Source organism: Streptomyces sp. NPDC020489 (genome assembly GCF_044386545.1).
GTDB lineage: Bacteria > Actinomycetota > Actinomycetes > Streptomycetales > Streptomycetaceae > Streptomyces.
In genome coordinates this window covers 389,666-408,595 of the sequence record NZ_JBIRUZ010000004.1, presented here as the reverse complement: position 1 = coordinate 408,595, position 18,930 = coordinate 389,666, and the positions used below count along the sequence as shown (strand labels likewise).

The 18,930-nt window shown below is 69.0% G+C and carries 20 protein-coding genes; 14 read left to right on the top strand and 6 right to left on the bottom strand.

Going from position 1 to position 18,930, the window contains the following annotated elements:
• The first annotated feature begins 108 nt into the window (after positions 1-108).
• Complete coding sequence (locus ACH41F_RS12425) at positions 109-2,397, top strand: heavy metal translocating P-type ATPase (RefSeq protein WP_398834893.1); 2,289 nt, start codon at positions 109-111, stop codon at positions 2,395-2,397.
• A 74-nt stretch (positions 2,398-2,471) separates the two neighbouring features.
• Here ACH41F_RS12425 and ACH41F_RS12420 read toward each other — a convergent pair whose 3' ends face one another.
• The gene (locus ACH41F_RS12420; RefSeq protein WP_398834890.1) at positions 2,472-2,789 is read right to left on the bottom strand and encodes a metal-sensitive transcriptional regulator; all 318 of its coding nucleotides are present in this window, start codon (positions 2,787-2,789) and stop codon (positions 2,472-2,474) included.
• A gap of 185 nt (positions 2,790-2,974) precedes the next feature.
• Between ACH41F_RS12420 and ACH41F_RS12415 the strand changes: the two genes are divergently transcribed.
• From ACH41F_RS12415 to ACH41F_RS12370, 10 genes are all read left to right on the top strand, one after another.
• Entirely contained in the window at positions 2,975-3,178 is a 204-nt protein-coding gene (locus ACH41F_RS12415; RefSeq protein WP_398834888.1) for a hypothetical protein, read from the top strand.
• A 196-nt stretch (positions 3,179-3,374) separates the two neighbouring features.
• A complete protein-coding gene (locus tag ACH41F_RS12410; protein ID WP_398834885.1) occupies positions 3,375-3,911 on the top strand; it encodes a DUF4396 domain-containing protein in 537 nt (178 codons plus the stop codon).
• A 174-nt stretch (positions 3,912-4,085) separates the two neighbouring features.
• Entirely contained in the window at positions 4,086-4,442 is a 357-nt protein-coding gene (locus ACH41F_RS12405) for an NADH-quinone oxidoreductase subunit A (RefSeq protein ID WP_398834882.1), read from the top strand.
• A gap of 119 nt (positions 4,443-4,561) precedes the next feature.
• Entirely contained in the window at positions 4,562-5,779 is a 1,218-nt protein-coding gene (locus ACH41F_RS12400) for a hypothetical protein (protein WP_398834879.1), read from the top strand.
• Positions 5,772-6,716, top strand: a complete 945-nt coding sequence (locus tag ACH41F_RS12395) for a complex I subunit 1 family protein (RefSeq protein ID WP_398834876.1) — start codon at positions 5,772-5,774, stop codon at positions 6,714-6,716. The genes ACH41F_RS12400 and ACH41F_RS12395 overlap by 8 nt, the downstream gene beginning before the upstream one ends.
• 32 nt (positions 6,717-6,748) lie before the next feature.
• Complete coding sequence (locus ACH41F_RS12390; RefSeq protein WP_398834873.1) at positions 6,749-7,309, top strand: NADH-quinone oxidoreductase subunit J; 561 nt, start codon at positions 6,749-6,751, stop codon at positions 7,307-7,309.
• The gene (locus ACH41F_RS12385) at positions 7,306-7,611 is read left to right on the top strand and encodes an NADH-quinone oxidoreductase subunit NuoK (protein WP_398834871.1); all 306 of its coding nucleotides are present in this window, start codon (positions 7,306-7,308) and stop codon (positions 7,609-7,611) included. The genes ACH41F_RS12390 and ACH41F_RS12385 overlap by 4 nt, the downstream gene beginning before the upstream one ends.
• Positions 7,608-9,440: an NADH-quinone oxidoreductase subunit L gene (locus ACH41F_RS12380; RefSeq protein WP_398834868.1), complete on the top strand. Its 1,833-nt coding sequence runs from the start codon at positions 7,608-7,610 to the stop codon at positions 9,438-9,440. Before ACH41F_RS12385 ends, ACH41F_RS12380 begins: the two co-directional genes overlap by 4 nt.
• A 5-nt stretch (positions 9,441-9,445) precedes the next feature.
• Positions 9,446-10,951: a NuoM family protein gene (locus ACH41F_RS12375; RefSeq protein ID WP_398834865.1), complete on the top strand. Its 1,506-nt coding sequence runs from the start codon at positions 9,446-9,448 to the stop codon at positions 10,949-10,951.
• Positions 10,948-12,354, top strand: coding sequence for an NADH-quinone oxidoreductase subunit N (locus ACH41F_RS12370; RefSeq protein ID WP_398834863.1), 1,407 nt, complete (start codon positions 10,948-10,950; stop codon positions 12,352-12,354). The genes ACH41F_RS12375 and ACH41F_RS12370 overlap by 4 nt, the downstream gene beginning before the upstream one ends.
• Before the next feature lie 91 nt (positions 12,355-12,445).
• Here ACH41F_RS12370 and ACH41F_RS12365 read toward each other — a convergent pair whose 3' ends face one another.
• From ACH41F_RS12365 to ACH41F_RS12350, 4 genes are all read right to left on the bottom strand, one after another.
• A complete protein-coding gene (locus tag ACH41F_RS12365; protein ID WP_398834860.1) occupies positions 12,446-12,577 on the bottom strand; it encodes a hypothetical protein in 132 nt (43 codons plus the stop codon).
• A 35-nt stretch (positions 12,578-12,612) separates the two neighbouring features.
• Positions 12,613-13,194: a class I SAM-dependent methyltransferase gene (locus ACH41F_RS12360; protein ID WP_398834857.1), complete on the bottom strand. Its 582-nt coding sequence runs from the start codon at positions 13,192-13,194 to the stop codon at positions 12,613-12,615.
• Positions 13,195-13,437: 243 nt separating this feature from the next.
• Entirely contained in the window at positions 13,438-14,424 is a 987-nt protein-coding gene (locus tag ACH41F_RS12355) for a tyrosinase family protein (protein WP_398834854.1), read from the bottom strand.
• Position 14,425: 1 nt separating this feature from the next.
• Positions 14,426-14,758 (bottom strand): hypothetical protein, encoded by a 333-nt coding sequence (locus ACH41F_RS12350; RefSeq protein ID WP_398834851.1) that lies wholly within the window; start codon positions 14,756-14,758, stop codon positions 14,426-14,428.
• Positions 14,759-15,985: 1,227 nt separating this feature from the next.
• Here ACH41F_RS12350 and cutA point away from each other — a divergent pair.
• Positions 15,986-16,312 carry a divalent-cation tolerance protein CutA gene (gene cutA, locus ACH41F_RS12345; protein ID WP_053748156.1) on the top strand — a complete coding sequence of 109 codons (327 nt, stop codon included), beginning with the start codon at positions 15,986-15,988 and terminating at the stop codon, positions 16,310-16,312.
• 49 nt (positions 16,313-16,361) lie between these two features.
• Here the strand turns inward: cutA and ACH41F_RS12340 are convergent, their stop codons facing one another.
• Positions 16,362-17,606: a helix-turn-helix domain-containing protein gene (locus ACH41F_RS12340; protein ID WP_304381345.1), complete on the bottom strand. Its 1,245-nt coding sequence runs from the start codon at positions 17,604-17,606 to the stop codon at positions 16,362-16,364.
• 128 nt (positions 17,607-17,734) lie between these two features.
• On the opposite strand from ACH41F_RS12340, the gene ACH41F_RS12335 reads away from it, so the two are divergent.
• Together ACH41F_RS12335 and ACH41F_RS12330 are read left to right on the top strand one after the other, a co-directional pair.
• The gene (locus ACH41F_RS12335) at positions 17,735-18,253 is read left to right on the top strand and encodes an ATP-binding protein (protein ID WP_398834846.1); all 519 of its coding nucleotides are present in this window, start codon (positions 17,735-17,737) and stop codon (positions 18,251-18,253) included.
• A complete protein-coding gene (locus tag ACH41F_RS12330) occupies positions 18,211-18,831 on the top strand; it encodes a hypothetical protein (RefSeq protein WP_398834843.1) in 621 nt (206 codons plus the stop codon). Before ACH41F_RS12335 ends, ACH41F_RS12330 begins: the two co-directional genes overlap by 43 nt.
• Positions 18,832-18,930: the final 99 nt, after the last annotated feature.

The window sequence follows — 18,930 nt, the reverse complement described above, 5'->3', positions numbered from 1 at the left end:
TCTCTCCGGGCCCACCAGGGCCCGGACACGCGAATTCCTCCCGCGCCGGGACGTATCGCTCCGCTGATACGGACGCCGTACGTCCCGGCCTCCCCCTGGAGATACGCAATGACCAGCACGGCTCCCGAAAAGGCCCTACCCGGCACGGCACCCGCGGCCGCGCCCGCCTCCGAGGTCGAGCTCTCCATCGGCGGCATGACCTGCGCCTCGTGCGCCGCCCGCATCGAGAAGAAGCTCAACCGTTTGGACGGCGTCACCGCGACCGTCAACTACGCCACCGAGAAGGCGAAGGTCTCGTTCCCGGCAGGTGTCGAGGTCGCCGACCTCATCGCCACCGTCGAGAAGACCGGCTATACCGCCGAGGAGCCGCCCCCGCCCGCCTCCGCTGCGGCCGAGGAGGGCGAGGCGCAGGCCGCTCCGGCGGCAGACGGCGAGCTGTTGTCCCTGCGCGAGCGCCTGTACATCTCGCTGGTGCTCACCGTGCCCGTCGTACTGATGGCGATGGTTCCGGCGCTGCAGTTCGACAACTGGCAGTGGCTGTCGCTGACCCTTGCGGCTCCCGTCGTGGTCTGGGGCGCCTTCCCGTTCCACAAGGCGGCCTGGACGAACCTGCGGCACGGCGCCGCGACCATGGACACGCTGGTGTCGATCGGCACGCTCGCCGCGCTCGGCTGGTCGGTGTGGGCGCTGTTCTGGGGGCACGCCGGGATGCCGGGCATGCGCCACGGCTTCGAGTTCACCGTCTCCCGTGGGGACGGTTCCTCCTCCATCTACCTGGAGGCCGCGGCCGGGGTGACGACGTTCATCCTCGCGGGCCGGTATCTGGAGGCTCGCGCCAAGAGGAAGTCGGGAGCGGCGCTGCGGGCACTCATGGAACTGGGCGCGAAGGACGTCGCGGTGCTGCGCGGTGGCAAGGAAGTGCGCGTCCCGGTCGGTCAGTTGGCCGTCGGTGACCGCTTCGTCGTACGACCCGGGGAGAAGATCGCGACCGACGGCACCGTCGTCGAGGGTGCGTCGGCGGTGGACGCGTCCATGCTGACCGGCGAGTCGGTGCCGGTGGACGTGACCGTCGGGGACGCCGTCACAGGGGCAACCGTGAACGCCGGCGGCCGTCTCGTCGTCGAGGCGACCCGCATCGGCACGGACACCCAGCTCGCGCGGATGGCGAAGCTGGTCGAGGACGCACAGAACGGCAAGGCCGAGGTGCAGCGCCTCGCCGACCGGATCTCCGGGATCTTCGTACCGGTCGTCATCTTCATCGCGGTGGCCACCTTCGGAGTCTGGCTCGGCGCCACCGGCGACACGGTGTCCGCCTTCACCGCCGCCATCGCCGTCCTGATCATCGCCTGCCCCTGCGCGCTGGGCCTGGCCACGCCGACCGCGCTGATGGTCGGCACCGGGCGCGGGGCGCAGCTCGGCATCCTCATCAAGGGCCCCGAGGTCCTGGAGTCCACCCGCCGCGTCGACACCGTCGTCCTCGACAAGACCGGCACGGTCACCACCGGCCGCATGACCCTCCAGGACGTACACGTCGCCCCTGGCGTGGACAAGGACGAACTGCTGCGGCTGGCAGGTGCGTTGGAGCACGCCTCCGAACACCCCATAGCCCAGGCCATCGCGGTCGGCGCGACCGCGCGGGCCGGAAGCCTTCCCGTCCCGGAGAACTTCGAGAACGTCGCCGGCCTCGGCGTCCAGGGCGTTGTCGACGGCCACGCGGTGCTCGTCGGGCGGGAGAAGCTCCTCAAGGAGTGGGTCATCGAACTCCCCCAGGAGCTGGCCGAGGCCAAGGCCGCCGCGGAGGCTGAGGGGCGTACGGCGGTCGCCGTCGCCTGGGACGGCGAGGCGCGCGGTGTCCTCACCGTCGCCGACGCCATCAAGGAGACCAGCGCCGAAGCGGTGGCCGAACTGCGCAGGCTGGGCCTGACGCCCGTCCTGCTGACCGGCGACAACCAGCTCGTCGCCGAGTCGGTCGCGAAGGCCGTCGGCATCGACGAGGTCATCGCCGAAGTCCTGCCTCAGGACAAGGTCGACGTCGTCAAGCGCCTCCAGGGCGAGGGCCGTACGGTCGCGATGGTCGGCGACGGTGTCAACGACGCCGCCGCCCTCGCCACCGCCGACCTCGGCCTGGCCATGGGCACCGGCACGGACGCGGCGATCGAGGCGGGCGACCTGACCCTCGTACGCGGCGACCTCCGCGTGGCCGCCGACGCGATCCGCCTGTCCCGCAGGACCCTGGCCACCATCAAGGGCAACCTCTTCTGGGCCTTCGGCTACAACGTCGCAGCCTTGCCGCTGGCCGCCTTCGGCATGCTCAACCCGATGATCGCGGGCGCGGCGATGGCGTTCTCGTCGGTGTTCGTGGTGACCAACAGCCTGCGACTGCGGTCCTTCAAGTGAGTGCGTGAACAACGCTGTTGAACGAGGCGCCCGGCCGGAAGGCCGGGCGCCTTCCGTGTTGTGCCAGTTCAGGGTCAGGTGCGCATCAAACGGGCGATGGCCTGCATCGCCTCGGCAACCTTGTCCTGAGCCTCGTCCCCTCCTGCAACCATGGCCTCGTGCACGCAGTGCGCCAGGTGGTCCTCAAGCAGCTGCATCGCTACGGCCTGGAGGGCCTTGGTCGTGGCCGCGACCTGGGTGAGTACGTCGATGCAGTACTCGTCCTCCTGCACCAGCCGCTGCAGGCCACGCACTTGGCCCTCGACACGGCGAAGCCGCTTGAGGACGGCGTCCTTGTTGTCGTGGTACCCGGGCGCCGCCTGCTCGGCCTCGACTTGCTCCAGTTCGTCCATACCCTTCAAGGGTATTACCTGGTGAGGCCGAGCGGAGGGCGGACTCTAGCGTTCACGGTGGCAGGGGACACCACCGCTCACCGCCCGCACCACGAGCGCCCCTCGGGACGCTCTACCATCTAATCTACTTAGTAGGCTTCAACCCTCGCGGCCTCGCATCCACCCATCACCCCCAGAAGGTCACTGTGCCTCTGCCCCTGTATCCACTGCTCCTCCTGGCCTGCCCTTTCGGCATGGGCCTGATGATGTGGTTCATGGTGCGTGGAGACTCGCACACGATGCGCCGAAACGATTCCGTCGCGTACCAACTACGACTGGACGAGCTGCGCCGGGAGTTCGCCGAACCGCACGCCGCGCAAAACGACGCGGACCACCGGGCTCGGAGCTGAGCCCGAGCCCGACAGCCCCATGACCCTGGCGGCAGCACAGACCGCTGCGCCGCCCATCGCCCGACACACTCTGCACCGCGGCCCACCAGTCACCCGTAGGGGCGAAAAACCCCTGGCGCCATACCCCCTGGGGGTATAGCATTCCTGACTGTGGCTCGGGGATGGCCACGAGGGACAGGTATGGGGAGGAAGACTCATGGACCACAGCGCGCACCACACCAGCACCGCTCACGACCACACCACCCACGAGGGCCACCACGGTCACGCCGGCCAAGCGATGTCCCACGGCGGTCAGGGGGGAGCGTCCTGGGTGATGGCGGCGAAGGCGACGCTGCACTGCCTGACCGGGTGCGCCATCGGCGAGATCCTCGGCATGGTCATCGGTACCGCCCTGGGCTGGGGCAACGCGCCGACCATGGTCCTCGCGATCACGCTCGCGTTCGTGTTCGGCTACTCGTTCACGCTGTTCGCGGTCCGCCGGGCCGGCCTGGACCTCAAGGCCGCGATCAAGGTGGCGCTGGCCGCCGACACCGTTTCGATCGCCGTGATGGAGCTGGTCGACAACGGCATCATCGCGCTCACCCCGGGCGCGATGGATGCTCACCTTTCCGACGGATTGTTCTGGTCGGCCCTCCTGGGCGGGTTCGCGGTCGCCTTCCTGATCACCACGCCGGTGAACAAGTGGATGATCGGCCGGGGCAAGGGCCACGCCGTCGTCCACGCGTACCACTGACAGCCGACCCGACCCGAGCGCGGTCTGGGCACCCTGTAAGAAGCAGGGCGCCCAGACCGCGTTCACCTCGCCCCCTCTAATAGCCCCGGTGTCGTACGTTCCGAACCGCGCGGCCGACTGACATGCTGCCTCGCGTGGCAACCGTGTGACGGCGAGCGTCAAGAAGGGGACCGCATGCAGACATCAGACTGGCGACCGGTCCTGGCCCTCCTCGTGCTGGTCGTCGCAGCCATCGCCCTGCTCCATGCCCTGGCCATCGCGGTAAGGGCGGTCCGCGAGCCGCTGCACACCGGACCGTTCAGCGGCGGGCTCGAACCGCAGGAGCATCCCCTCTCCAGGTTCCACGTGCGCTGGTATCCCGTCACGATGGTCTTCCTCGCCTTCGACATGGAGATGCTCTTCATGTATCCGTGGACGAAGGTCGTCTCGACCGTCGGCACAAGCGCGGTCGTCGAGATGTTCCTGTTCCTGGGCATCCTGCTGGCGGGCGTCGGATACGCCTGGCGAGAGGGGGCCTTCCGATGGAGCTGAGGCGCAGGCTCAGACGGACGGCCATGACCCGGCCGGCGGTTCTGCTGACGGTGTGTCCCGGTGCCACGAGGGAACGGCTCGCTGTCGAGGCGGAGTTGGCGCGGCGTGGGTGGCGTTGCGTGGCCGTTCCCGCGGAAGCGGATCTGCTGGTGATCGTGGGCGATCGCGACGCCGAGGAGAGCGACTGGGTCGCGAATCTGTGGCAAGCCATGCCGGCCCCCAAGTCCTGGGTGCCGCTCACCACCACCGAGCAGGTCACCGAGACCCTCGATCGAGGGCTCGCCGAACTCCGGCACGGAGAACCTCCGCGTCCAGTCGCCGCCCCGGTCGGCGGTCAGGGAAGGGGCGAACCCGCCGGAGGACCAAAGACGGCTCAGACCGGTGAGCACCACCATCACCAACAGCCCCACGGGCACTCACAACATGGCGCCGATGGTGACCACCACAACCCGGAAAGGCACGCAGACCACGGTGACCACGAGTCACACAACGGGCACGAGATGGACGGCGGTCATCACGGTCACGCCGGACACGACATGGGCGGCGTCGTGCACGGGTTACCCATGGCCGATCGTGCCGATGACAGGGACGGGCTGAGGCTCGACCAGTTGCACGTACCGCTCGGCCCTGGCCTCGTCGACTGGCCCGCCGGGCTGATCCTGCGGCTGACCCTCCAGGGCGACATCGTCCAGCAGGCGGGCGTCGAGCCGCTGGTCCCCACCTCACCGCATCCGCCCTTCTGGAACGAGCCGTGGCTCCGCGCCGCCGCGGGCGAGCGCGTGACACGCGGCGATGCGGCACGACGGCTGTGTGCGGCGCACCTGGACAGCTTGGGCAGGTTCTTCGCGGTGGCGGGGTGGGCCGACATGGCCGCCCGCGCCCGGCATGTACGGGACCGCGCGCTGGCCAGAGCGGACGCCACTGAACTGTCCACTCTTGTACGTCCCTTGATCCGCAAGGCCGAACGGTCCCGCACCCTGCGATGGATGACCACCGGGCTGGGACCGCTACCCGCCGAGCACGCACGGCATCTCGGGGTCACCGGCCCTGCCCTGCGCGCCGATGGGGACGCGCACAGCCGGATGCTCGTGTGGCTGGACGCGGTCGGACGGAGTGCGGCCGCCTGCGACGACAGTGGCCTTCTGCATGGGGCGGAAGCCGTCGGGTCTCGCGGGCAGATCGACGGCCCGGCGCCTCCGTCGCAGGCGTTGCTGGATGCTCTGCCCGGCCTGCTGGAGGGCGCCGAGTTCGCGTGCGCGCGGATCATCGTCGCGAGCCTGGACCCGGACCTCGACGAGCTCGCACACGTTCCGGCGGCGGGGGCAGCGCATGGCTGAACGCACCCCCCTGTGGGCGGTCTTCGTTCTGCCCGCTCTCCTGGTGGCAGTGGCCGTGATCGCTGCCGGACTCGACGCCGTGCTCTCGGTCGGCGCGCGGAACGGACGACCGGGATCCGTGCGTGAGCTGGCCGTCCGCGCGACGGGCCCTGGCCGCGAGGTGCTGCGTCACCTCGTGCAACAGCCGCGGCGGACACGGGCGTCCGACTTGCCGTTGGCCCGGATCGGAGCGGCTCTCCTTCCTGTCGCAGCCGTCCTGGCCGCCGTAGTCCTGCCGCTCGGGTTCCGGTCGGTGTCGGATCTGCCTGACGGAATCGTCTGGTTCAACGCGATGGAGGCGCTGGCCTGGGCAGCGGTGTGGCTGGCGGGCTGGGGACCGAACTCGACGCTGTCCCTCATTGGCGGGTATCGGTTCCTGGCGCAGGGGCTGGCGTACGAGCTGCCGCACATGCTCGCGATCACCACAGCCGCGCTGGGCGCGGAGTCGCTGCGCGTGGGCGAAGTCGTCGACGCCCAGGCCGGGTTGTGGTTCGCGGTGTGGATGCCAGCGGCGTTCGGGATCTATCTGCTCAGCGCGATGGCGATGGCGTTCTGGGGTCCGTTCGACCAGCCTGCCGGACACGATGTCGCCGGTGGCGCGGCTTCCGAACTGTCCGGTGCCGACCGCGTGCTCTTCCTCGGCGGCCGGTGGCTGCTGCTGGTCGTGGCGGCGGCGTTCAGCGTGCCGCTCTTCCTGGGCGGCGGGCATGGGCCGTGGCTGCCGGGTTGGGCGTGGACCGTCCTCAAGACGACCGCCGTCCTGGCCTTTCTGGTGTGGGCCCGGCGCAGGGTGCCGACTCTGCGCATGGACCGCTACCTGGAGCTGGCCTGGGTTGTGTTGACCCCGCTGGCCATCGTGCAGGCGCTGGTCGTGGCCGTCGTAGTCCTGAACCGGTGAATCCGATGACGAGAGCGAGGTGTCGTACGTAAATGGATGTCGCGGTGTTCTGGGTGCTGGCCATCCTCGCAGTGGTCAGCGGCGTGATGGTTTTCCGCTTCGACTCCATGGCCCGGGCGACGTTCTCGCTGCTGACCTCGCTGCTGTGTGTGGGCGGGCTCGTCGTCCTGCTGGGGCTCGACTACCTGGGCATCGTCATCGTGCTGATGATGACGATCGAGATGGCCATCATGGCCGTTTTCATGGTGATGTACATGATGAATCCGGCTGGGCTCATGCCGATGACGATGATCCACAACAAGAAGGGCGCGGCCGCCGTCTGCGGCCTCGTCTTCCTGCTCCTGGCCGCCGGGATCCTGCTCGCGCCCTGGTCCGACCGGCGCGGCAAGGCGCCGGCGGATCCGACCATGGAACTCGGCATGTCCCTCATGGGCCCGCAGATGCTGACCATGATGACCCTGGGCCTGGCGCTGTTCGCGACGATCGTCGCCACGGTGGTGCTGGCCACCCGGCGAGGCCGGTACGACCGGCTCGGCGACGACCTGCGGGCGCGGCGGGCGGACGATCCCGTACGGGGCGGTGTCGGCCGGTGAGTCTGGAACTGTTTCTGCTGCTGGCCGCCGCCCTGTTCAGCGTGGGGCTGTTCGGGGCGCTCACCCAGCAGTCGATCGTGATGCTGATGATGGGCCTCGAACTGATGATGGGCGGAGTCATCCTGGCCGCCGCGGCGGTCTGGCACTACATCGCGCCGGCGGCGTCCGACGGGCAGGTGCTGATCGTCCTCGCGGTCACGGCGATGGCCCTGGAGATGGCGATCGGGTTCGCCGTGGTCACCGCACTGTTCCGGTCGCGGGAAGTCGACATGACCGACATGGCGGCGGAGTTGAAGGAGTGAGCGCCCTGCTGTGGGCGCTGGTCGTCCTGCCGCTCGGCTCCGGGCTTCTGCTTCTGACGGCCGGGCGCAAGGCCGACCGCGTGGCGCCCGGTATCGCGCTCACCGTGGCTGTCGCCGCTATGGGACTCGCCGTCGCGGCGGCATTTCGGCACCCTGCCGTGCAGGCTCCGCTCCTCGACGGCCTGCCCATGCGGCTCGCCGTGGACGGCCTGTCCGGGATGCTGGTGGTCACGGTCACGGCTGTCACCCTCGCCGTGCTCCTCTTCAGCGCCGCGGAGTTCGGCGCGGGCGAGGCGCGGGCCCGCTTCTTCGGGCTGATGCTGCTGTTCGCCGGGAGCATGCTCGTCACGGTCACGGCCGCGACCCTTCCGGTCCTGCTGATGGGCTGGGAGGTCATGGGCGCCACCTCGTGGGCGCTGATCGGCTACTGGTGGCAGGATCCGGACCGTACGAGCGCGGCCGACACCGCGTTCCTCACCACCCGTACCGCGGACCTCGGCCTCTATCTGGCGGCGGGCGCGGCCCTCGCGGGCGGCCAGGACGCGTCGCTCTCGCTGGACGGCCTCGCGCAGGCGGAGGAGCCGTGGCTGTCGTACGTCGCCGCGGGCATCATCGCCGCCGCCCTCGGCAAGTCCGCCCAACTGCCCTTCAGCTTCTGGCTGTCGAAGGCCATGCAGGGCCCCAGTCCGGTCTCCGCGCTGCTGCACTCGGCCACGATGGTCGTCGCCGGGGCGTACCTGCTGCTGCGGACCGGCCCGCTGCTGGACGCCTCCGGCTGGGGCGACGACCTGGTCGCGTGGACCGGTGCCGCCACCGCGCTCTGCCTCGGGCTCGTAGCCTCGGCTCAGACCGACCTCAAGCAGCTGCTGGCCGCGTCGAGTTGCGCCCAGATCGGCTTCATGGTCCTGGCCGCCGGGGTCGGAGCGACTTCTGGCGGCACGCTGCAGCTCATCGCCCACGCGGCGGCCAAGAGTCTGCTCTTCCTCGGCGCGGGCGCCTGGTTGACGACACTGGGTACACAGCAGCTTCCCGGGCTGCTCGGTGCAGCCCGCCACAGTCGGCCGGTCGGCGTGGCCTTCACCATGGCCGCGCTCTCCCTGGCCGGGATCCCGCCGCTCTCGCTGTGGGCCGCCAAGGATGTCCTGCTCGCGGGAGCCCTGGAGACCAGTCCTTGGCTCTACGCCATAGGGCTGGCCGCTGCTGTCTTGTCGGCGGTCTACAGCGCCAAAGCCCTGTGGTACGTGTGGCAGCCCGCCGTGCCGCGCCCCGATGCCCGCCGCATCCCGGGCGGCGCCGTACCGCCTCTGGCTCTGCTGGCCCTGGCGTGTCTCGCCCTGACCCCGTTGGCCTTCCCTCCCCTGCTCGACAGCGTTGAGCGCGTTCTCGCGGTGCCCGGCCAGCCCACCCCTCATACCTGGGAGTTGGCACTCTCCGGTGCTCTGGCGCTGCTCGCGGCCGCAGCCGCCTGGACCTGGGGAACGCGCCCTCTGACGAAACGTATGACCGCCGACTGGCTGGGCCTGGAACGCGCCGCCCATCTGCTCCTCGTCACCCCCGTGATGGAGCTCGCGCGCGCTGCGGCCGCGTTCGACGACCGTGTCCTGGACCGGGCTGTCGACGGTTCGGCCGCGGCCGCCGTACGGTTCGCCCGCTGGACGGACGGCGTCGTGGAGCGTGCCGTCGACGGCACGGTGGCGTCGGTCGCCGCCGGGACCCGCGCGCTCGGCCGCTGGGCGCGCCGCCCGCAGACCGGCCAGCTGCACCAGTATCTCGCCCAGGCCGTCGCGGCCTTCACCGTCCTCGCCGTCGTGCTCGTCCTCGTGAGGTGACCCGCATGCTGACCGCCCTCATCTTCGCGCCAACGGCCGTCGCGCTGCTGCTGTTCGCCCTCCCCCGCCGTACGACCCCGGCGGTGTTCCGCGCCGTCTGGGTGGCGGTGTCGGCCGCCGAACTCGTGCTCGTCGTCGCCCTGTGGGCCGGATACGAGACCGACGGCGGCATGCAGTACGAAGAGCGAGCCCGTTGGATCCCCAGCGCGGGTGTCGGCTACCACGTCGGCGTGGACGGGCTGTCGCTGCCGCTGCTCGCCCTCACCTGCCTGCTGTTCCTCGCCTGCGCGCTGTACTCCCTGCGCGAGAACCGCCGTATCCGCGAGTTCGCCGCGCTGTTCCTCTTCCTGGAGACCACCTGCCTGGGCCTGTTCGCAGCCCTGGACCTGATCCTGTTCTTCGTCTTCTTCGACCTGTCCATCGTGGCGATGTACTTCGTCATCGCCGGCTGGGGCCACCGGCAGGCCGCCCGCGCCGCCCTGAAGTTCTTCCTCTACACCTTCATCGGTTCACTCGCCCTGCTGCTCGGCTTCATCGGCCTCTACCTCGCCGCGTCGCCCCACACCTTCGACATGGTCGAACTGACCGAACAGAACCCGCTCGCCGGACGCTCCGTCTACGGCGGTCTGGTACTGCTCGCCGTGGTGGTCGGCCTGGCGGTGAAGACCCCGACGGTGCCGTTCCACACGTGGCTCCCACCGGCCCACGTCGAGGCGCCCGCAGCCGGATCGGCCATCCTCGCCGGGGTGCTGCTGAAGATGGGCACGTACGGCTTCGTCCGCATCGCCATGCCGATGCTCCCCGAGGCCTGGCGCCGTTATGCCCTCGTCCTCGTGGTCATCGGCGTCGTCTCGGTCCTCCACGGTGCCCTGGTCGCCCTCGCGCAGACCGACTTCAAGCGGATGGTCGCCTACACCTCCGTGAACCACATGGGCTACATCGTGCTCGCGGTGGGTGCCGCAGCCGCGACGGCGGACACCTCCGAACAGGCCCGCTCCCTCGCCGTCACCGGAGCGGTCACGCAGATGGTCAGCCACGGGCTGCTCACCGGCGCGCTGTTCCTCCTCGCCGGAGTGCTGTACGAGCGCGGGCGGACCTACGACATGGACTCCTACTCCGGAGTCGCCGCCGTGGCCCCGGTCTTCGCGGCCCTGACGGGCGTCGCGGCCTTCGCCTCGCTCGGCCTGCCCGGCTTCTCCGGCTTCATCGCCGAGTTCCAGATCTTCACCGGAAGCCTCGGACCACGGCCGGTGGCCACGGCTCTCTCGGTGCTGGGCATCCTGCTCACCGCTGGGCTGTTCCTGCGCGCGCTGAGGCAAGTCCTCATGGGGCCGCTCCGACTGCCGGACGCCCCGGGCACACCACGCGTGTTCCCCGACATCCGTACGCACGAGGGCCTGGCCGTCGTTCCGCTCCTCGTCCTGGCCGTCGTCCTTGGTGTGGCCCCGCGTTTCCTGCTCGACGTCATCGAGCCGGCCTCCCGCTCCGTGCTGGAGTTGCTCGCCCGATGACCGAGATGAACGAGAACCCGCTCGACCTCCTGCCCGAGGTCCTGCTCGCCGCCTCCGCGGTACTCGGGCTGCTGCTCGGTTCCTGGCTGCCGCGGGCCCGACAGTGGGCTGTGGGGCTGCTGGCCGCCGTCGCGTGCGTAGCCGGGATCGCCGCGGCTTCGGTCGCCGCCACCGAGCCCGCCGCGACCGTCTTCGGCGACGCCTTCGCCGTCGACACGGTGACGAGCACATCCCGGATCGTGGTCCTCACCGGCACGCTCCTCGTCCTCGGGGTCTCCTTCCGTCCCTTGCGAGGGGACGCGCGGGAGAGCGAGTTCTACGTGCTGGTGCAACTGGCCGCCGTCGGCGCCCTGATGATGGCCGGGGCACAGGACCTGCTGCTGCTCGCCGCCGCATACCTGCTGGCGAGCATCCCCTCCTACACCCTGGCGGGCTTCCGCAAGGACGGCCCGGGCACCGAAGCCGCCCTGAAGTACTACGTGATCGGCGCCCTGCTCGGCGTACTCATGCTGACCGGGATCACCGTCCTGTACGCGACCGGCCGTGCCACCGGATATCCCATGCTCGGCGAAGCGTTCCGCGACGCACCCAAGGCACTGGTGGCAGCAGGGTCAGTCGGGCTGCTGGCCGGTGTGCTGTTCAAAGCAGGCGGCGTACCCGCGCACTTCTGGGTCCCCGACGCCGTGCAGGGCAGCAGCCCACCGGTGGCCGCGCTCCTCACCACCATTCCGAAGATCGGTGCGCTGGCCGCGCTGTTCCGGCTCGGCGACGCGGTGCTCGCCGACAGCACACTGCCCTGGGCGGCTCTTGTCGCCGTCCTCGCCGCCGCGTCCATGACGCTCGGCAATCTGGCCGCATTCTTCCAGCAGGACGTCAAGCGGCTGCTGGCCTACTCGACGATCAGCCAGGTGGGCTACCTGCTCATGCCGGTCGCCGTCGCGGGCCGATCCGACCTTGCCCAACAGGCGCTGCTGTACTACCTCGCGGCGTATGCCGTCACGAACCTCGGCGCCTTCGCCATCGTCTGCGCCCTCCCCCACGCCCGCGCGCTGAACGACTACCGGGGACTCGCCAGAGAGCGCCCGCTGCTGGCCGCGAGCCTCGTCATCTGCCTGCTGGGGCTGGTCGGCACCCCGCCCACCGCCGTCTTCCTCGGCAAACTCGAAGCGTTCAGCGCCGCTTTCGACGGCGGCTACGCCTGGCTCGTCGTGCTGGCCGCCGCCAACACTGTCGCATCCCTCTTCTACTACCTGCGCTGGATCGTGCCCGCGGTCTCCCGCGGCGGCTCGTCGCCGCCGGTCGACGGGGACCGGGCGGCGCGCGTCATCGCGTACGCCGCTACGACGATCTCACTCGGACTCGGCCTGGCAGGTGGACCCGTCTTGGAGGCACTCGCGCCTTGACACGGTGATCGCCCGTCGGCCGTTTTCAGGAGTCGAGTGGCGCAAGCCACGGCTCCCGCCTGCCTATGGAACGAGTTCCAGCCCGTCGCTCTCAGATCCGGGCGCCTGGCGCGTCTCGCGGGGCGTGGTACCCCAGGACCATGTCCGCACCGCCGACGATCAGGCGGGCGGTCAGGTCGTCTTCGATGTGGGTGCGCGCCCCAGGCGCGTTCGCAGCACCCATGTCAGGCCGGGATGCGGGTATACGCCGTCGGACGGTTACAACGTCCGACGTCGCAGGACGGCCCAAGTGCCCCAGCCGGCGTCAGCCTCGACGGCCTGCCACTGCCCGGGTAGCGCGGCGGCGACATCGTCGGCAGGCAGATACAGCGGCCCGTCCTCGCCCAGCTGGTTGATCCACAACAGCACGCCGTCCGGGGCGAGGACACGCACGACCTCAGCGGGGAACAGGAGCATGTCGATCGCGGCAATGACCGCAACCCGGGCATCGGCCGCAGGGAGCGCACTTGCGTCGGCACGCACCCGCACCGGCGAACGGCCGGCAGCCCGGTGCAACATCTGCTCCGCCAGATCCACGCTGATCACCCGCGGAAAGACTGTGCCGAGCAACGGGGTGAACAGGCCTGTTCCCGAGCCGAGTTCGAGGCAGGTGCCGCCCGGGAAGGGGCCGCCGCGGTCCAGGGCGTCGCGCAGCGGATCGTCCCGCCCAGTGGCACGGGTGGCGTCCCACTCCGAAGCCAGTTCGTCGAACTGCCCGGCGATGAAGCGGGCGGTCTCGACGTCCCAGGAGCGGCGGCCTGCCGCCAGATCATGGGCGAACGCGCGGAACACCTCGGCCATGCCAGTCGGCGGAAGGGGTTTGCCACCCGGGCTGGGCCAGATGCGGGGCAGCGTCGCAGTCACAGCAGACACGCTGGCTATTCCAACAGTTCGGTGGCACACGGCGGATCGGCCCTGGGGTGGACAAGCCTCGTCCACCCCAGGATGGAGACCGCGCTCGTGTCACGCCGTGCCGTGACTTCGATTAAGGGCGGCGTCGAGGCTGTCCCTCCGGTCGGCGCGGCAGCTTATGCCGGAGAGACCCTAGGGCAACACGTCGTACGTGTACGCCGCGGAGATGTCCATGACCGTCCTGGGCGTAGCGCCGGAGCCGAGCGGGGAGACGATCGGGTCGTCGATCCGTTCGCCCTCGTATATGGACGCGGGGAAGGACATGTCGGGAGCGTAGACGCGGCCGTACCGGTTCATCCAGCCCTCCCAGATGCGGTCCTCGTTGCAGTGGTTCAGGAAGAACACCGGGTCATTGGGGGAGGTGGCGGGCGTCATGTCGCCGCCGACCCACAGGTGGACCTGGTTGTGCAGATGGGGCTGGCCCGACGGTCGAAAGCCTTCGACACGGTTACGGAAGCCCTCCGAGGTGACATTGAAGGGGACGGTGTCGTACCGGTCCTCAGGGTGGGGACCGGCCGCCGCGAAGTCGAGGGCGTCCTTCACCTCCGCGCTGGTCGGCAGCATCGGCCAACCGACAGGGGAGGGCCGCCCGAAGTCCCGCTTCAGGCCCCGCTCGGTCTGGACGAGCATCCCACTGGGGTCGCTTTCGATGCGCACCGTGAAGCTCCCCGGATCCGCCGGGTCGTGATGGAACGGGCCATTGGGGACCGGAGTACCGGTCGTGCCGAGGTACGTCCAGATCTGCGCGTTGACCGGGGAGCCGAGGTCCCCGTCGGCCGCCCAATCCCAGTACGGCAGCGCGAAGCCGGGATTGCCCAGCACCCGCTGGAGGTTCGCCTCCAGGACGGCAAGCATCACCCGGTGCCACGGCAGGAAGATCGGCCCACGGTGGGCTGCGTTCCGCCGCAGTGGATCCCCGCCCGGCGGAATGGGCGTCATCATCGTCAGACCGTGCCAGACCACGAACAGGTCATACGTGCTGACAGGGACACTGGGACCGGGAATGCCGAATTGCCCGGTGCTGAAAGAACTCGCCTCCCGCTTCAACAGACCGACGCCACGGATGAAGTCGTCGCGCGATACCTGGTCGCTGAGGATGTTCTTGCGGACAACGGCCATCTCAGGCACCTCCCTCGAACTGTCCGGGGTAGTTCGCGATCAACGCCCGAATGGTGTCCAACGCGGAGGTGAATTGATAGTTGGGCAGCCCGTGGCAGGACAGTGTGCCGTCGTCCTCCACTGCGAGTTGAGCATTCAACGGTTTCCCGTCAACTGTCACCTCGTACGTGGTGGTGACCACGATCCGATGCCCTTCGTACTCGGTCTCCCGGACACTCTTCACTGGACCGTGTCCGTGGTGCATATGTGGCTTGGGCAGCTCGGCCAGGTACCCGCCGAACCTGTCGGGTTCGGCGGCGGCAGTCAGTTCCGCCGGGTCGAAGGAAGGGCCCATGACGGTCTCCTATCTCCCCCTCTCCCCACCATCCCTCCGGAACCCTTCCTTCGCACGCGCTAGGTGTTTGATCACGAGTGTCGTCAACGCTTACCGGACGTGATCACAGCGGAGACCTCCGTGTGGTGGAGGCGTCAGGCCTTCACCACACGGAGGTCTTCATATCCCTCGTAGCACCCGGCTGACCGTTCACCACGGATCGCTGTTGGTCGAACGTGTCCATTACGGCCGCGCGGTCACCCACGCCCGCCGACATGGGCAGCTCGCGCGTCGCCGCCCACCAGCGGGGGCGCCGCAGCGGCCGAATGGCAAGCACGGACCGGGATTTTCGCTCACCCAGTTGCCCCACCACCCGTCGGCTGCTCAGCGTGGTGACTTGAACGGCGATCGCGCTCACGAGTGCCCGCGACTTCCGTTCACATGTGTCCGGTCCGCAGTGCCCGGGATCCGGCCAGTACGCCGCCAGCGGGCCAGCACCGCACGGCCGTAGTTGTTTGTGCCCGCCACCCGATCCAACTCCGCACCAGTAGGAGCGCGCCCGGCGGCCAACTGCCGTTGGAAGTGCTCCCACATCACTTCCTCCGCCGTCGTTCCAACAGACCGAGACCGATTGCTCTCCGACAGCAAGACCTCGCCATCTCCTGCCGATTCTCGACCGTCCTCGTCCGCCTCTCGCTCCGACGGTGTCTCGTCCTTCTCTCGACTCTCTCGACGAGCTTGCTCCATCTCGTTTCGGCCCCTTGCCACGCCACCGTCTCGCTTCCGTTGGCTGGGCGGCGTAGATGAACCGCGAACACTCTCACCCTCGTCTCGAGGGCCGGGACGGTGCGCGAGCAGTTCCACCGACAGCAACAAGGCAACCGGTGGCCACCCCGCCACCAACACTGGCTTCCCAACCACGCTGCACCCACAGCTCAAATCCGACATCGCTGCCGACGGTCGCGGACACCGACGGCGCGTCCGAAACGTCCGGGGACTCGCTGCGTGCTGCCGTGCCCCGGGCACTCACTGGAACCACCCCTACGCCGACGGCGACGCTGTTGACGAGAGGACCTTCACCGTGGTGTCGAAGCGACGCGCCGCCCGGGATGACGGGCTGCCGCTTGCCGCCTGAGCGATCCAGGTCGGTGGGTGAGTCCCACACACCCTCACCCGGCAGCGACCGCCCGTCGGCATGCGCTGGACGGCTGGGTAGGGTCGCGGTACCCGAGCTGGAGAGGTAGATGCATGGCCCACGAGATTGTGATCGCGCAGACGACCAGTGACAACGAGGATCAGGCGAAGGCGCTGGCTCGGGGTGCGGTCGAGAGCAAGCTGGCAGCGGGCGTTCACATCGATGCGCCTATCACCGCCTTCTACTGGTGGAAGGGGAAGGTCGAGACGGCGCAGGAGTGGCGGATCTCGTACATGACTTCAACGGACCGTCTCCCGGCACTGGAGGCGTGGCTGCACGAGAAGCATCCGTATGACGTCCCCCAGTGGGTCACGCTGCCCGTGACCGGAGGATCGGAGGCGTACCTGTCCTGGGTGGTCGAGGAGACTCACCCGCAGTAGGGCACGCCACCCGGCGTCTCACCGTCACCGAGCCTGCTCGCCGGATGGCTCACGACGCGAACGCCAGCAAATGGCCGGCCAGGTCGCGCTCCGTGTCGGGGAGCCAGGCAGCGATGCTCTGCGCTCGCTGACGTCCCATGGTGTTCGGCTTTGACTCCGCTGCTGCGGCGAACTGGCGCGCGACGTAGACCCCACGGTCTACGTCGCCGCCGTGCAGAAGTGCCGACGCCAGGTCACCGAGGACCACCACTCCAGAGTCAGGCAGTTCCTCACCGAGGCGCTCGACCGCGGAGTCGGCTGTGACCGTCAGTTCTTGGCGCTTGAGTTCGCCGTATACCGAAAGCGCCAGTGAGTCCATCCGGTACGGCGTCACGAAGCGGACCCACGCCTGCTCGTTCGTGTGATCCGCGAAGTCATACGCGAATCTCGCCTGCTCCAAGGCCCGGAGAGCACCGGCTTCGTCAGCTGATTGAGCCGCTTCCTCCGCGTACCGTCCCAAAGCCCACGCCGCAGCGGTCGCGTTGCCATGCCCCCGCACATCCTGAGCCGCCTGTGACAGCATCTCCAGCGCCTTACCCGGGGTAGCGGCACCATAGCTCGCGTAGCCAAGCGCCAGGGCGCGCAAGGGCGGGTGCCCAGCCTCCTTCGCACACTCCGAGGTCACCCGGTAATAGGCAGCAGCCTTGTCGTGTTCCCCCAGGTCCCAAGCGACCCATCCGGCAAGGGCCGCGGTTTCCCCTGCCGCGATAGTCAGCGCTCGCTCGTGGCCGCCAGCACGGGGAAGGGCCGCGGTGATCGCGTCCAGGTGAGACTCGACCCGGTTCTGCAAACTGCGTGCGCTTTCACTCAGCTCGTCTACATGCAACTCGGCCGCGTGATCGATGAGCACAGACGCGGACTCGGAGTCGATCCTGGCTCCCTTGCTGAGCGCGTAGGCGAGTCGGCCCCAAGGCTCGGCAGCGGCAGCAGCGCCGACGACGGCGCCTCCCAGCAGCGTTCGGCGCTTCACGTCGTCCAGGTCCTCCCCTTCAGCGTCGTCCTTCTTCCTCCGCCTGGCTCGGGCGGCCTTGGCCTCCCGCAGGAGCGGCTCCAACGGGACGCCGCAGGCCACAGCAATGTGCCCAAGTGTGTGGTTCGTAGGGACGTTCTCACCGTTCTCGTACCGACTGACCTCTCGGCGGGTCACCGTCGCCCGGCCCGAGGCCGCGTTGATCGCATCCGCCTGCTCATCCTGCGATCGGTCCGCGTTACGGCGCAGCTGACGGAGTAGTTCGGCGAACGGATCTGCTGCCATGAGTGTGACCTCTATCGGTGGGGAATCCAATCCTGACCCCAACTCCCCCCTCGTTTTCCCCCCTTGACAAAGTTTTCCCCCTCCGGTTTCCCCTGTTCCGGATCACGACACCACGGTGCGATGGGCACATGACCACGCACCGGGCAGCAACGCTTCCCCAACCTGGGATGACTGACGGCGGCCCCACCGCCGCCAGCAGCGCGCCGGCCGTGTCTCCACTGGCATCCCGTGCCTTCGAGATGGTCATGGCGCCGGCGAGTATTCACGTCGCTCAAGCACGAGGCACCACGGCGGCCGTGCTGAGGCAGTGGGCCCTGCCGGACGCCCCGGCAGAAGACGCCCAGCTTGTCGTCTCAGAGTTGGTGACCAACGCGATCAGTCACGGCTCTGGGGCTGTGGGTCTGCGGGTGCTGTACGGCAACCACCAGCTCCGGATCGAGGTCACGGACGGAAGCACCACCCCTGCCAAGCGACGACGCGCAGGTGCCAACGACCTGGGCGGGCGAGGGCTGCTTCTAGTCGCACACCTGTCACATCGGTGGGGCGTGGCCGACAGCGGCCGGACTACATATGCGGTCATTCCCACTCTTACGGAGGCACCCCCATGTCGCCGCACGGCGCAACCAACCTTGGATCCGACGTGTTGAGCCCCGTGGCCGACCGTGGTCTGGGTCTGGAGGTGCAGTCATCCGGCAGCTGGCCGAATGCTGGCCGGATCCGGGGGCGGCACAGTGGTCCCGACCCGTTGGAGCGCCAGTCGCGCAATGGGCAGCTCCGTAAGCTCCGCCAGCACTTCCATCGAGAGGCTGTCGGAAAACGCGACCGTCAAAGCAGCGACCGACAGCTTCGCGTCCTGGCGTACAGCTTGGTGCCGAGTCCGGGGGCCAGCCCTGACGAGGACTGGAACACCCTCCATGCCGAGGCGGAGCAGCACGGCTACGCGATAGGAGCACGGCTCCACGATGTTGCCGTACCCGTGCCCACGACGTACTTCCCCGGCTCGCGCACGGGCCGGAGCGTCTACACGCCCCCCTGGCAGCGCCCTGGATGGAGGGAAGTCGAGCGACAGATCCGAGGCGGATTCGCAGAGGGTGTGATCGTCCTCGACCGGCACAACATCAGCTCCGATGACGACGAGTACCACGCCGTGATCAAGCATCTGGGCGAGCGGTACAAGGCGTTCGTACACCTCGTGATCCCCGAGGAGCCCACTACGCCGACTTGAAGGCGTCCGCTGCGCTGGATGGACGAGAAGGGCTGGGGCTGGAGACAGATCAGCGCTCAGGTCCTCCTCATCGCCGCCGTCTTCGCCGTGCTCGCCATC

Excerpts from the sequence above, each read along its gene's own strand:
- ACH41F_RS12425 (WP_398834893.1), top strand. The coding sequence starts at position 109 with ATGACCAGCACGGCTCCCGAAAAGGCCCTACCCGGCACGGCACCCGCG.
- ACH41F_RS12420 (WP_398834890.1), bottom strand. The coding sequence starts at position 2,789 with ATGGACGAACTGGAGCAAGTCGAGGCCGAGCAGGCGGCGCCCGGGTAC.
- ACH41F_RS12410 (WP_398834885.1), top strand. The coding sequence starts at position 3,375 with ATGGACCACAGCGCGCACCACACCAGCACCGCTCACGACCACACCACC.
- ACH41F_RS12405 (WP_398834882.1), top strand. The coding sequence starts at position 4,086 with ATGCAGACATCAGACTGGCGACCGGTCCTGGCCCTCCTCGTGCTGGTC.
- ACH41F_RS12395 (WP_398834876.1), top strand. The coding sequence starts at position 5,772 with ATGGCTGAACGCACCCCCCTGTGGGCGGTCTTCGTTCTGCCCGCTCTC.
- ACH41F_RS12390 (WP_398834873.1), top strand. The coding sequence starts at position 6,749 with ATGGATGTCGCGGTGTTCTGGGTGCTGGCCATCCTCGCAGTGGTCAGC.
- ACH41F_RS12375 (WP_398834865.1), top strand. The coding sequence starts at position 9,446 with ATGCTGACCGCCCTCATCTTCGCGCCAACGGCCGTCGCGCTGCTGCTG.
- ACH41F_RS12370 (WP_398834863.1), top strand. The coding sequence starts at position 10,948 with ATGACCGAGATGAACGAGAACCCGCTCGACCTCCTGCCCGAGGTCCTG.
- ACH41F_RS12365 (WP_398834860.1), bottom strand. The coding sequence starts at position 12,577 with ATGGGTGCTGCGAACGCGCCTGGGGCGCGCACCCACATCGAAGACGAC.
- ACH41F_RS12360 (WP_398834857.1), bottom strand. The coding sequence starts at position 13,194 with ATGGCCGAGGTGTTCCGCGCGTTCGCCCATGATCTGGCGGCAGGCCGC.
- ACH41F_RS12355 (WP_398834854.1), bottom strand. The coding sequence starts at position 14,424 with ATGGCCGTTGTCCGCAAGAACATCCTCAGCGACCAGGTATCGCGCGAC.
- ACH41F_RS12350 (WP_398834851.1), bottom strand. The coding sequence starts at position 14,758 with ATGGGCCCTTCCTTCGACCCGGCGGAACTGACTGCCGCCGCCGAACCC.
- cutA (WP_053748156.1), top strand. The coding sequence starts at position 15,986 with ATGGCCCACGAGATTGTGATCGCGCAGACGACCAGTGACAACGAGGAT.
- ACH41F_RS12340 (WP_304381345.1), bottom strand. The coding sequence starts at position 17,606 with ATGGCAGCAGATCCGTTCGCCGAACTACTCCGTCAGCTGCGCCGTAAC.
- ACH41F_RS12335 (WP_398834846.1), top strand. The coding sequence starts at position 17,735 with ATGACCACGCACCGGGCAGCAACGCTTCCCCAACCTGGGATGACTGAC.
- ACH41F_RS12330 (WP_398834843.1), top strand. The coding sequence starts at position 18,211 with ATGTCGCCGCACGGCGCAACCAACCTTGGATCCGACGTGTTGAGCCCC.